The following is a 13,181-nucleotide window of genomic DNA, read 5'->3' as shown; positions in this document are numbered from 1 at the left end:
GTCGTCATCAGCGACCGGATTGCATCTCAGGAGCAAGTGAAAGTAAAAACGAGCAAGAACGTCAAGACTTTAACTGTATTTCCGTTCGATTTGCGCCAAGCGACGCTCGACCTGCTTCGGAAACTGCTGCAGCGAAACCTTCGATTGACGGGCGGCGAGCAGCGCCTTGTCGATATCGATTTGTCCATAACCGAAATAGTTGTCTTTGCCTTTGCTGCCGAGGTCCTGCGCTGATTCGCGGATAATATCCATGACTTCCGTATTCTTGAGGTCCGGATTGATGGAGCGGATCAGCCCTGCCAATGCCGCAACATGCGGACTGGCCATTGAGGTGCCGGAGAGCGCGGCATACTGGCTGCCGGGATACGTGCTCGCGATGCTCATCCCCGGTGCCGCTACGTCGATGTAATCGCCGTAGTTGGAGAACGGCGACCGGGTGCTGTCCGCATTGGTCGATCCTACGGCCAAGACCTCGGGATAAGCCGCCGGATAGCCCGGGCGTTCCGTATTGTCGTTGCCGCTGGCCGCGACCAGCACGACGTCCCTGTCATAAGCGTATTTGATCGCATCGTGCAGAAACTGGGCTTCGGCATAATTGCCAAGACTCATGTTGATGACCTTGATGCCATGGTCCGTCGCCCAGATGATGCCTTCCGCGACGGAATACGTGGAGCCCGCTCCGCTCGAATCCAGCACTTTGATCGGAACGATTTTGTTGTACCAAGTCAGACCGGCCACGCCTTCGCCGTTATTGACGGAAGCCGCGATGATGCCGGATACATGCGTCCCGTGTCCGACGTCGTCATCCGGAGGGCTTGTTTCATCGACCAAATTGGTGCCTTTATCAAGCTTGCCGATCAGATCCGGATGGTCGGCCTGCACGCCCGTATCCAGCACGCCGATCAGCACTTGGTCGCTGCCCTTGGAAAGGTTCCAGCCTTTCTCCGCCTCGATGATCGGAAGATTCCATTGGTACCGGGAGTAGAGCGCATCGTTCGGCGTGATGTCCATATCGGTATCCGCATCGGAATTCGCACCGGCAGTGCCGGTAACGGATTCGTGTCCATCGCCTGCTTCGGCTTCGCTGCCGGTTCGAGCATCATTGGTCATATACAAATAATGAGGTTCCGCATAAACGACATTGCGGCTGCGTTGGAAATACCGCATCATATCGTCGGCTTCCATGACGCGCGAGCGGAACACGTACGTATAACCAAGCTTTCTCGTCGAAATGGCATGAATATCCCGCTGGATGCCGGCCATCTCGCCAGCGGACGGCTGTACCTTGAACCTGACGACGACCTCGTTGAGATGGTAGTGGCTGGCGTTCCCGTTCTGCTCGCCGTCGTTGACCGTAATGTCGGTCGTGGAATTCGGACTGACGGACTCGATCTTGTATTTGCCCTCCGCCGGATACGGAACGAGACGAAGATTGCGGCGCTGGTGATCCTGAACCTTCATGACGATATCCTGGAGAAGAACGCCGACGATCCCATCGCCCTTATGCTGCTTGTCCGCCTGGCCGATGACCATGTAACGATGGCCGTTCGCTTGCAGCGGAGGGGAGGTGAAGTCGGTCCCGGCCATTACCTGTTTCTTCGCTTGGCCGATCAGCGCATCCAGTTCGCCCGAGGATGGCTTGGCCCCTTGCGTGATGCTGCCGCCTTGATGATGCCACCATACAAATACCATCTGCTTGTGCATCTTCATCATATGCTGCAGATGCTGTTTGTTCATCGGCGCTGCCGCCTCGTGCCGAATAAGCTTCTCAAAATTGCGCGCGCATTCCGTCGTGCAGAGCAGGGCGGTTGCATCCATGTCCGATTTCACGGCGGCCAGCTTCATCTGGCGTTCTTGATGCGCCGTCATGGTGCTCATTTGCTTGTTATTCTTAGTCGTCTCGCCCGGTGCGCGGCCGCTGAACCATGGGGTGAGCGGTATCAACAAAGCGATCGCGGCAAGCGCCGCGAACCAGCCGATCCATTTACGTCGAGTCATATCGTAGTTTCCTCCCTGATTGAGGCCTGCAAGCGCGATGACAGTCCGTTTCGCGCTTCGCCGTTAGACCTTAGGGTAACGTCCGCCGGGAGAAAATATACGGTCAGGTGGTTGAAACGGCAGTACCATCTGTTTCATTTTTGTGGTACGATGTTGATGATTTAAGTATTGTTCGCGATGATGAAAGGGGATCTACCAATCATGCCTTCGACTAACGTAAAAGCGATTAGCGAATCAACAAGGGAAAAATTAAAGCTAGCCATCAGCCAACTGGAATCGTTTCTGAACGAAAATGCTCTTCCGCAGCTCACTGCAGAGGACCAAGGAAACGAATCGGAGCTTTTCTATAAAGGATTGCTGTCTGATCTCCGCCATATGCTGGTTTTTTCCGAAGTCGCGTACGAGAAGCTGGGCGTCGCGCTGAGGCGGCCTAACTTCGATACGGATTTCGCGGAACGCGCGCTTTACGAAGTCTACCACCAATGTGTAAATGCATTTTTCTATCCGAAGAACGAATGTTATTCCGAAGACGGCCGTTATGCTTACACGGGACAAGACGCCATCCGTTTCCGCAAGAAGCCGGTTCGTACGGGACGCGACATCGTATTGTCCGTTTCCAAAGTATTCGAGGAGCTGCGCGACGACCTTTCGTATTACGAAAGCGACTACATGACGCAGCGCCGCATGCAAGGACAAAAATAAGGCAGACATAACTCACCCCCGGTACGGGCAACTTGATACCGGGGGTGATTTTTATGCCGAATGGCGTAAGCTGCAGCGTTGCGAACTGTTCTTTCTGGGGCGAAGGTAATCAGTGCGGCGCCGACAAAATTATGGTCGACATCGACCGTCATGCCAACGTCGATTTCGATTCCGAGTTCGCCGAAGAACATTTCGGGCACGACCATCAAGACAAGGCCGATAACAGTGCATCCACTTGCTGTCAAACCTTTAAACCAAAGGAGTGAAGCCGCATGGATCGCGAAAACCATGGTCACGAAAGGTTCGAGCATAGTCCGCACGACGACACGGCGACAGGCCCGTTGTACCATCCCGATATGCGGGCGTACAACGAGGAAGCGGCGGCGGAAATCGCCGTACCGCATGCCTCGATGCACGATTATTATCCGGACCGCACGACGACCAGGCTTACGAATCGGGCCGTCCGGGAAACCAAATCGGCTGGCGTGGCTACAGGCTGGGCAGCACTTATATTGGCAGTCTTATCTTGGATTGTTTGGCCGGTGGTGCTGGGCGCGACCGCGGTTGTCGTCGGCTTCATCGCCTATTGGCAAGGAGCGCGCGGCCTTGGCATAACTTCGATTACGCTGGGCATGATCGCCGTGCTCGCTTATTTGGTCCTTGTACCTTTCTATTATGCAATAACCTAAGCACGAGCCGGCTGGGGATTCCTCCCTGGCTGGCTTTTTTTACTATTCTTCATCGCGCATGGGACTAACGGCTCATTGGCGTAAAATCGCGGTTCGATGTAAAATAGTGTTAATCTTTGTCGAATAAAGCAGAAGACAGTGGGGGTAACTTACGACATGAGCATTGATCCGCGGATTATGAAATCGCTGCTGCAGCTTCAAATGCTGCCGAGCCTGGACTTGAACGGTAACGAAAACGTCTTGTCCACGACAACGGGGGCGGACGGCTCCTCGATGTTCGATACGCTGCTCCAACAATACATGGCCGGCGGTACAGGCGGCGTTTCAACAACGGATGAACGCTCTGCATATGCGAATATGATGCCAACGAACGGCCTGAATTCTCTCATGCCGATGCTGAGCAGCATGAATGCGCAGCCGGATTCGAACAGCGGCGATTCGGCCGGCTACGAGGCTTGGATCGATCAAGCGGCGGCGAAATACGGCATTGATCCGACTTTGATCAAGGCGGTTATCCACACGGAATCGGGCTATGATCCGAACGCGCAATCCTCTTCCGGCGCCAAGGGCCTGATGCAGCTCATGGACGGAACCGCTCGCGGCCTCGGCGTTGCCAATTCATTCGATCCGCAGCAAAATATCGAAGGCGGCACGAAGTTTCTCTCTTATCTGATGCGCAAATACGGCGGCAACGAAGAGGCGGCCTTGGCGGCCTACAATGCCGGTCCCGGCAGAGTAGACCGTGCGGGCATTCAGACGGACAGCGATTTCCGGTCGCTGATGAGCCGTCTGCCCGATGAAACGCAGCGTTACGTCACGAAGGTATTGAACGCGAAGTCGGGTTATTCGGCTTAAAACGGGGTTATTTACATATTTTCGGTAAACGTTAGATCGCGGGGAAAGCTTATCGGGCATGAGAATGCCTCGGAAGCCTTCTTTCGTTGATCTTTTTCTTTTATATGCGATACTAGTAGGAAACACGTTTTTGAAAGGAATCTTTGAACATGCACTACTTCGATCATTGCGCATCCTCGCCGCCGCAAGAAGAAGTCATCCGTACGATGGCCGAAATCATGGCGAAGCATTATGCGAATCCCTCCTCGCTGCATCGCAGCGGGCAAGAGGCGAGAAATTTGCTGGAACGGGCCAGGCTGGTCATTGCAGGTCTATTTCCCGGTACCGCGGCAGCCGATTGGTTGTTCACTTCGGGAGGCACGGAGAGTAATAATATGGCGATTGCAGGCGCGGCGCGCAGTCTGGGCCGTAGAGGCAAACACCTGATTACCTCTGCCATCGAGCATCCTTCCGTGTACGATACATGCAAAAGCTTGGAACGGGAAGGCTGGACGGTGACGTATTTGCCGGCCAACGAAGCGGGATCCGTATCCGCCGATGACGTGGAAGAAGCATTGACAGCGCAGACCGCGCTCGTAAGCATCATGCACGTCAACAACGAGACCGGAACGATTCAGCCCGTCGGGGAAATCGGCCGCAGATTGAAGGAACGCGGCAACGTACTATTTCATGTGGATGGCGTACAGAGCATCGGTAAAGTGAAGGTCGATCTCGAAGAGTGCCGAATCGATCTCTTCTCGGCATCCGCTCACAAGGTTGGCGGACCGAGAGGCGCCGGATTGCTCTATGTTCGTTCGGGACTTCAGTTAGCGCCCGTGTATCGGGGCGGCGGCCAGGAACGGAATCTCCGTCCGGGCACGGAGAATGTGCCGGCGATCGTGGCGGCGGCCAAGGCGTTTCGGCTCGCCGTCGAGAGCCAGGCGGAGAGGGCGGACCGCATGTACGCGCTGAGGGAGCGGCTGCTGGCCTGTATCTCCGCGATCCCCGAGCTCGTATTGAACGGCAGTCCCGACGTCGCGGCGGGCGGACAAGCCGCCCCTAATATCGTGAACTTCTCGTACCCCGGCATGAAGCCCGAGGTTATCGTTCATATGCTGGAGAAACATCAGATATTGGCATCCACCAAATCCGCTTGCTCGTCGAAAAGCGACGAGCCCAGCCGGGTGCTGCTCGCGATGGGCTTGCCGAGGGACAGAGCGGCAAGCGGGATCCGCATCAGCTTCGGGGACGAGCATGGAGAGGCCGAGCTTGAATGGCTTTGCGGCATGCTCCGTAAAGTCGTGCACAAATTAAAACCGCTGGAACGAAAAGAGGGATAACAACATGAATCCGGATATGATTTTGCTTCGATTCGGCGAATTCACAGTGAAAGGCAAGAACCGGGATAAGTTCGACAAACGAATCACGGAGCAAGTGAGGAAAGCGGTGGCGGGATACGCGCGCGCCGAGATCGTCAGGGCATACGGCAGAATATATATTACGTTAAACGGCGAGCCTTACGAGGAGATGGCCGTGAAGCTGAAGTCGATATTCGGTATCGCGTCGTTCAGTCCCATCCTTCGAACAACAAGCGAGCTGGAGGCGATCAGCGGCGCGGCATTGGCTGTCATGCAGGCGCTGCCGAAGCAGCCGGAGACGTTCAAAGTATCCGTTCGCCGCGTCGATAAAGGTTTTCCCCATGATTCCCAAGAAATGAATCACCTCGTCGGCGGACATGTGCTCCGCGAGCTGCCGGGTCTTAAGGTCAACGTTCGGGAACCGGAGGTCGAGCTCCGCGTCGAGATCCAGCCGGAAGGCACGTATGTCTTCAGCAGCGTCGTACCGGGCGCAGGCGGCTATCCGTACGGCACGAACGGCAAGGCGATGCTGCTGCTGTCCGGCGGCATAGACAGCCCGGTTGCCGGTTATCTCGCGATGAGGCAAGGCTTGGAGCTGGAAGCGGTCCATTATCACAGCTATCCGTTCACGAGCGAGAAGGCGACCGAGAAGGTCATCGATCTAGTCCGCAGGCTGGCGCATTTCACGGGCAGCTCGATCAAGCTGCATCTCGTTTCGTTTACCGATATCCAAACCGCCATCGCCCAATGCAACCATAATTCGCTCATCATCACGCTGATGCGCCGATCCATGCTTCGAATCGCGGAGCAGCTTGCGGAGCAGCGGGAAGCGCATGGTCTCGTGACGGGAGACAGTCTCGGGCAAGTCGCCAGCCAAACGCTCGGCAGCATGAATGTCATCGGGCGTACGACGGTGCTGCCGCTCCTTCGGCCGCTTGTTACGATGGACAAGAATGAGATCATTCGCATCGCCCGGCAGATCGGAACGTTCGAGACGTCGATCCTGCCGTACGAGGACTGCTGCACGTTATTCGTGCCGAAGAATCCGACGACCAATCCGAACTTGAACATCGTCGAGAATGCCGAAGCGGGCATCCTCAATTTGCAGGAAATGATTCGCCAGGCGGTTGCGACCGTGGAAACGATGAATATTACCCCGGAGATTCAATCGGCCGTAGAATCGGCAGGCCAAGACGATTGGTTTTAAGACGCTGGAAATAAAAGGAGCTGCCCGCAAATCACCCGTTCAGGGATGTATTGCTGGCAGCTTCTTTTTTTTGCATATCCGGACGAAACGCAGCGCTCGTCAATTATTATTTCGGCTCGAAGGAAAAGCTAATCAGGGAAACGCTCAAGCTGCAGCTTACTTCTTTTCGGGCAGCCTTCTCTGCATTCGACGATACTGAATCGCCTCCGCTTGCGCAGCTGGAGACATTCATGCTCGCTTACCGAACTCGCTTCAGGGGCATCCCGAGCTGATCAAGCGCCTGCTCGGCCAAGAGCATTTCTTTGAATCGCAGACGGAATATGCCGCGTCAGGGATTCGAGAAGCTGAGCGCCGTGCTGACGGAGATAGTCGGGCCATCCGACAGGCAAACGACGATGCTCATCATGCAGCAAATGTTCGCGGCGATTCTGTCGCCCATCGTTAAGGGCACTTTCGCACAGAAGCACAAATCGATGGACGCAGAAGAGCAGCTGATCAGCGCATCCGTCGAGGAACAAATCGACTTCTTCCTTGATCATTATTTTTACAAATACGCAGCTCGAAGAGCAGAAAGCTGAGGCATACCTATGTCCGCTCGACCCCCAGCGCAAGTACCCGCAAACGGCGGCGACAACTTCTCGATGAAAGCGATTCTGCCGCCGCTGATGGCCATTATCGTAGGCATGATCATGGTCATCTTGGACAGCACGGTCGTCAATAATGCCATTCCGAAACTTGTCGAATATTTCGATACCGATCTGAAAACCATCCAATGGACGGTTACTGGCTATACGCTGGCTTTGTCCGCCGTCATTCCGCTCGCCGGCTGGCTGACGGATAAATTCGGCTCCAAACAAATTTTCTTAATCACCATTACGTTTTTTACCCTCGGGTCCGTTCTGTGCGGAGTAGCGCAAACGCCGGAGCAGCTGATCATCTTCCGCGTTCTTCAAGGTTTGGGCGGAGGCATGGTTTCCCCGATCGGAATGGCGTTGGTATTCAAGCTTGCGCCGCCTGAGCGCCGCGGCTCCATCATGGGCGTGCTCGGCATTCCGATGCTCATGGCTCCGGCTTTCGGCCCGGTTCTCTCCGGGTGGCTGGTCGATTCCGTCAGCTGGCATTGGATTTTCATCATCAACTTGCCTATCGGCATCATCGCATTTTTTCTCGGCATCAAATACCTGCCTAGGTCCGACCGTCAAACGGCGCCTCATCTCGACGTCATCGGGATGTGCTTGGCGCCGATCGCTTTCGCGATGCTGGCATACGGAGTAAGCGAAGGCGGTACGAGCTGGACCTCGGCATCGACGCTTACCGGCCTTATCGTGGGCGGCGCCGCTTTAATCATTTTCATCTTCGTCGAGCTGGGCCAGAAGCAGCCGCTGCTGGAGCTCAAGGTGTTCAGATCGTCCGACTTTACGCGCAGCATTATTTTGACTTGGATCGTGCAGCTCGCGTTGTTCGGCGCCATGCTGATCGTGCCGCTCTATCTTCAGGGCGTCAAAGGCTATTCGGCGCTCGATACGGGGTGGATTCTCATGCCGCAGGCGATTTTCGCGGGCATCGGCATGCCGATCAGCGGACGGCTGTTCGATAAAATCGGCGCTCGGCCGCTTGCGTTCGCCGGTCTTGCCGTCGTTTCCGCAGCCTTGTTCATTCTGTCGGGCGTTACCGTCGACACCAGCTTATGGCTGATTATCGTCTCCCTCTGCATGATGGGCCTCGGCATGGGCTTCTCCATGATGCCGCTGAACACGCATGTTCTGAATTCGGCTCCAAGGCGGCTGGTAAGCCGCGTAACGCCGCTTACGACGGCAGCGCAGCAGGTCGTCGTGTCGTTCGCCGTTGCCGGTCTCACGGGTTATCTGACCTCTCAGATCACATCGCATGCTTCCACTGCGGAAGAAGGCGCGAATCCGCTGATGGCGGTCGTTGCCGGCTATGGCGATACGTTCTTCTTATCCGCCTGCATCGCGACCGTCGGCGTGCTGCTTTCCTTGATTCTTCGCAAGCCTCGTTTGAAAGAGGAAGATAAATTGGCAGGCGGGGAAGCGCCGGATCCGGCCATGATGATGGGGCACTAACCATAGTCTCATGGGGGTAATCTAACGTTAATCTAACGAAATGGGAAGAATGGGATCTAAGCCGCGTTAGCCATGTTCTCAAGAAATATTGCATGAAAAAAGATCGCCTTCCGCAAACGGGATAGGCGATCTTTTGTTTTGTTATAAATGTCGTTTTTTTGATTCGCGGACCATTTCCATTCATTCGTTTCTTAATGCGTCTCGCGGCTGTTTTCAACGCGAACCGATCTGCCGCGTCTTAAGTTCTTGCGCAAACCGAAAGCAATGACGGCGATCACGACCAGAATCATGAACGACCACTCGAATGCGGGACTTGCGTCGAACAGTTCCTCCAGCCGTTTCTCGTGCGTGATCATCTTCGCAGCGGTATATGCGATAACCGCGGAACCGATATAAACGATCCAGGGATAGCTCGATATGACCTTGATGAATAAGGTACTGCCCCATACGACGATGGGAATGCTGATGACGAGTCCAAGGACGACGAGGAGAATATTGCCATGTCCGGCGCCGGCGACGGCGATGACGTTGTCGATCCCCATGGCCGCGTCGGCGATGATGATGGTCCGAACGGACTGCCAAAGCGAATTGCCGGCTTGGACATCGTCATGCTCGTCCGAATCGACCAGCAATTTATACGCAATCCACAGCAGCAGGACGCCGCCGACCACCATCAGCCAAGGCACCTTCAGCAGGTAGACGACCAGTACGGTCGCGACGGCTCGGATGGCGACGGCCCCGACCGTCCCCCAGATGACCGCTTTTTTCTGCTGCTCTTTCGGCAGCTTTCTGGCCGCGAGCCCGATGACGATGGCGTTGTCTCCGGCTAGGATCAAATCGATGAAGACGATCGTCAGGAGTGCCGTGAGAAATTCCAGTGAGAAAAAGTCCATTTTGTTTCAACACCCTTTCTGCTTGCGATAGCTATCTCCTCATACGAGCCTAGCGGGGAAAGGATTCAAAAAAATCGCAAACATAAGCTGTCCATTTGGAACATACCGTTCATAGACGGGAGCTTTCTTTACTCGAATCGGAGTTTGCAACAGCCTCCCCGATGTATTTTCAAAACGGAAGAAACCTGCTTCGTCCTTCAATGGGACGGGCTACAGCCGTTTCTTCGCAGGAGGCGGACAAATTGGACAGCTTGATCGTATTTATTCAAATTATGGTTATCAATGTGCTCTTAAGCGGTGATAATGCCGTTGTCATAGCGCTCGCAAGCCAGCAGCTGCCGCCTGCACAGCGGCGCAAGGCGGTTTTATGGGGGGCAGTCGCCGCCGTTGGGCTGCGCTGCGTTCTTACGCTAGTCGCCCTGTCGCTGCTTCAGGTTCCGTATCTCCAAGCCGGCGGAAGCATCCTGTTATTCTGGATCGCCGTCAAGCTCATCATGGACGCTTCTGACCATGCCCAGGAATTTCACGCCATGCGCAAAGTAACCTCGCTCGCGGGAGCGGTCCGCACGATCGTCATCGCGGATTTTATCATGAGCCTCGACAATGTGCTTGCCATCGCCGCCGTTGCGCAGGGGGAGCCCGTTCTTATCCTGCTTGGCATCCTGCTCAGCATCCCGATGATCGTATGGGGCAGCCAGCTCCTCAGCAATATGCTTCGGAAATTCCCTTCCTTGGTCTATATCGGAGGCGGCCTGCTTGGCTATGCATCCGGAGAGATGCTCGTCCATGACCCGGCGATCCACCGGCTGCTGGCCGAGAATGCGGCCGTAATGATCAAGGCGATGCCCGTCTTATTCATTCCATTGGTCATAATTGTGGCGCTCTTGCGCATCAAAAAATGAAATAACCTATTATTTTCAGTAATTTGCAGTACTTTCACTGGTTTTTTGCCTTCCGTTCCATTACACTAGTAAATGTTAAAAAAGTGTCGAGAGAAAGGAACTTAGGCATGTCGAAAAATCAATACACCGTCGGACTTCTCTTTTTAATCGCCGGCGCTGTGATTTTACTCGGGAAATTGGGGCTGTTTGCGTTTATCGGCACAAACTTCTGGCCGCTTTTTCTGTTGATACCCGGCATTTTGCTGCACGTGCTGTTTTTCGGACGATTGCTGCCTCCGTACGTATTGGTCCCTGGAGCGATTTTGACGATTAACGCCTTTATTTTTTTCTTTTGCATGGCACTCGGCTGGAACCACATGCAGTACCTTTGGCCGTTTATGATTTTAAGCGTCGCAGCCGGATTGTACGAATATCATCTTTTCGACACGTACCGTCCGAGATTCCCGCTAACGCTTGCCATCGTATTGGCGCTTGCGGCGGTATGCCTGTTCCTGATCATGCTGGTATGGGGCTGGGGGTTATACATCATAGCTGTCTTGCTGATCGCGGCGGGTGCATGGCTTGTGCTGGGACGGAGAGCCCGCTGGTAAGGTTGCAATGGATTGGCACGGTTTTAGAAGCTTGGTGTTAAACAGACTATAAATAAAAAGTGGAGTGGATAACTTACAATGCAAGCTAGAGAGAACATCAGAAATATCGCCATCATCGCGCACGTTGACCATGGTAAAACAACGCTGGTCGATAAACTGCTTCAACAATCCGGTACGTTCCGCGATAACGAAACCGTTCAAGAACGCGCAATGGATTCCAATGACCTGGAACGCGAACGCGGCATTACCATCTTGGCCAAGAACACGGCGGTAAATTATAAGGACTATCTCATTAACATCGTGGATACTCCTGGACATGCCGACTTCGGCGGAGAAGTAGAACGGATCATGAAAATGGTCGACGGCGTACTGCTTGTCGTCGATGCCTTCGAGGGCTGCATGCCGCAAACGAAGTTCGTGCTTCGCAAAGCGCTGGAGAGCCAATTGACGCCGATCGTCGTATTGAACAAAATCGACCGTCCGAACGCAAGTCCGGAGCAAGTCGTCGACGAAGTACTGGATCTGTTCATCGAGCTGGGCGCCAATGACGAACAGCTGGAATTCCCGGTCGTTTACGCTTCCGCGCTTATGGGTACGGCAAGCATGAACGTCGAGACGCAAGACGAGAACATGCAGGCGTTGTACGAGACGATCATCGAACACATTCCGTCCCCGACGGAAAGCATCGAAGAGCCGCTGCAGTTCCTCGTCACGCTGCTTGATTATAACGAATACCTCGGCCGTATCGCGGTAGGACGCGTGAATCGCGGCAAGATCCGCCAAGGTCAATCCATTGCGGTCATCAACCGCGATGGCGTAACGAAGCAGGCGCGGATCGAGAAGCTTTTCGGCTTCCAAGGCCTGAAGCGCGTGGAGGTTGAAGAAGCCGGCGCCGGCGACATCGTGGCGATCGCGGGTATCCGCGAGATCAACATCGGCGAGACGATCGCCGATCCGGCTAATCCGGAGGCGCTGCCGGTTCTGAAGATCGACGAGCCGACGCTGCAAATGACGTTCCTCGTCAACAACAGCCCGTTCGCGGGCCGCGAAGGCAAATGGGTAACGTCCCGCAAGCTTCGCGAGCGTTTGTTCAAGGAACTGGAAACGGACGTTGCGCTGCGCGTCGAAGAAACCGACAGCCCGGATGCCTTCATCGTATCCGGCCGCGGCGAGCTTCACCTCGGCATTCTGATCGAGAACATGCGCCGCGAAGGCTTCGAGATGCAAGTATCCAAGCCGGAAGTTATCGTGAAAGAAATCGACGGCGTGAAGTGCGAGCCGTACGAGCGCCTGCTCATCGACGTACCTGAAGAAAACATGGGTGCAGTCATGGAGAGCCTGGGTTCGCGTAAAGCCGAAATGGTCAACATGGTCAACAACGGCAGCGGTCAAGTTCGTATCGAGTTCATCATTCCCGCGCGCGGCCTGATCGGCTACCGCACGAACTTCCTGACGCTTACGCGCGGTTACGGCATCATGAACCACGCGTTCGACAACTACGGGCCGCTTGCAGGATCCTCCGTCGGCGGACGTCACCAAGGCGTGCTGATTTCCAGCGAGACCGGCGTAACGACATTCTACGGCATGCTCGGCGTGGAAGACCGCGGCTTGTTGTTCCTGGAACCGGCAACGGACGTCTACGAAGGCATGATCGTGGGCGAGCACAACCGCGACAGCGACATCATCGTCAACATTTGCAAAGAAAAAGCGCTGACGAACGTTCGTTCCGCTGGTAAAGACGACACGGTCCGTCTGAAAACGCCAGTTCTGTTCTCCTTGGAGCAGGCGCTTGAATACTTGAACGACGACGAATATTGCGAAGTAACGCCGAAATCGATCCGCCTGCGCAAGAAGCTCTTGAACAAGAGCGAACGCGAACGCGCGGAGAAACAACGCAAGACCGCCCAAGCAGGCGTATAATTTA

13 protein-coding genes are annotated in these 13,181 nt (G+C 54.9%); 11 read left to right on the top strand and 2 right to left on the bottom strand.

All coding sequences use genetic code 11. The annotated features are described in order from the left end of the window. Positions 1-69: 69 nt before the first annotated feature. Positions 70-1,998, bottom strand: a complete 1,929-nt coding sequence (locus GT003_RS25030; RefSeq protein WP_161703085.1) for a S8 family peptidase — start codon at positions 1,996-1,998, stop codon at positions 70-72. Positions 1,999-2,199: 201 nt separating this feature from the next. Between GT003_RS25030 and GT003_RS25025 the strand changes: the two genes are divergently transcribed. From GT003_RS25025 to GT003_RS24990, 8 genes are all read left to right on the top strand, one after another. Beyond that, on the top strand, positions 2,200-2,700 hold the full coding sequence (locus GT003_RS25025; protein WP_161703083.1) for a YpuI family protein: 501 nt from the start codon (positions 2,200-2,202) through the stop codon (positions 2,698-2,700). Between the two features lie 53 nt (positions 2,701-2,753). Then, positions 2,754-2,966, top strand: coding sequence for a DUF1540 domain-containing protein (locus GT003_RS25020; RefSeq protein ID WP_161703081.1), 213 nt, complete (start codon positions 2,754-2,756; stop codon positions 2,964-2,966). A 6-nt stretch (positions 2,967-2,972) separates the two neighbouring features. Then, on the top strand, positions 2,973-3,389 hold the full coding sequence (locus GT003_RS25015) for a DUF4190 domain-containing protein (RefSeq protein ID WP_161703079.1): 417 nt from the start codon (positions 2,973-2,975) through the stop codon (positions 3,387-3,389). Between the two features lie 156 nt (positions 3,390-3,545). Further along, entirely contained in the window at positions 3,546-4,244 is a 699-nt protein-coding gene (locus GT003_RS32915; RefSeq protein WP_161703077.1) for a lytic transglycosylase domain-containing protein, read from the top strand. A gap of 149 nt (positions 4,245-4,393) precedes the next feature. After that, a complete protein-coding gene (locus GT003_RS25005; protein WP_161703074.1) occupies positions 4,394-5,563 on the top strand; it encodes a cysteine desulfurase family protein in 1,170 nt (389 codons plus the stop codon). 4 nt (positions 5,564-5,567) lie between these two features. After that, on the top strand, positions 5,568-6,788 hold the full coding sequence (gene thiI, locus GT003_RS25000) for a tRNA uracil 4-sulfurtransferase ThiI (protein ID WP_161703072.1): 1,221 nt from the start codon (positions 5,568-5,570) through the stop codon (positions 6,786-6,788). Positions 6,789-7,090: 302 nt separating this feature from the next. After that, on the top strand, positions 7,091-7,366 hold the full coding sequence (locus GT003_RS24995) for a hypothetical protein (RefSeq protein WP_161703070.1): 276 nt from the start codon (positions 7,091-7,093) through the stop codon (positions 7,364-7,366). 9 nt (positions 7,367-7,375) lie between these two features. After that, complete coding sequence (locus tag GT003_RS24990; RefSeq protein ID WP_161703068.1) at positions 7,376-8,872, top strand: MDR family MFS transporter; 1,497 nt, start codon at positions 7,376-7,378, stop codon at positions 8,870-8,872. A gap of 191 nt (positions 8,873-9,063) precedes the next feature. On the opposite strand, the gene GT003_RS24985 is transcribed toward GT003_RS24990, so the two are convergent. Continuing rightward, positions 9,064-9,765, bottom strand: a complete 702-nt coding sequence (locus GT003_RS24985; RefSeq protein WP_161703066.1) for a TerC family protein — start codon at positions 9,763-9,765, stop codon at positions 9,064-9,066. Between the two features lie 242 nt (positions 9,766-10,007). Between GT003_RS24985 and GT003_RS24980 the strand changes: the two genes are divergently transcribed. The 3 genes from GT003_RS24980 (at position 10,008) to typA (ending at position 13,177) form a co-directional block, all read left to right on the top strand. Continuing rightward, positions 10,008-10,667, top strand: coding sequence for a TerC family protein (locus GT003_RS24980; protein ID WP_161703064.1), 660 nt, complete (start codon positions 10,008-10,010; stop codon positions 10,665-10,667). 107 nt (positions 10,668-10,774) lie between these two features. After that, positions 10,775-11,257: a hypothetical protein gene (locus GT003_RS24975; RefSeq protein WP_161703062.1), complete on the top strand. Its 483-nt coding sequence runs from the start codon at positions 10,775-10,777 to the stop codon at positions 11,255-11,257. Between the two features lie 78 nt (positions 11,258-11,335). Further along, complete coding sequence (gene typA / locus GT003_RS24970; RefSeq protein WP_161703059.1) at positions 11,336-13,177, top strand: translational GTPase TypA; 1,842 nt, start codon at positions 11,336-11,338, stop codon at positions 13,175-13,177. The last annotated feature ends 4 nt before the right edge of the window (positions 13,178-13,181 follow it).

It is taken from the genome of Paenibacillus sacheonensis (assembly GCF_009909195.1).
Classification (GTDB): domain Bacteria; phylum Bacillota; class Bacilli; order Paenibacillales; family Paenibacillaceae; genus Paenibacillus_Z; species Paenibacillus_Z sacheonensis.
The sequence above is the reverse complement of the archived record's forward strand: the minus strand, read 5'-3'. Positions and strand labels throughout refer to the sequence as shown.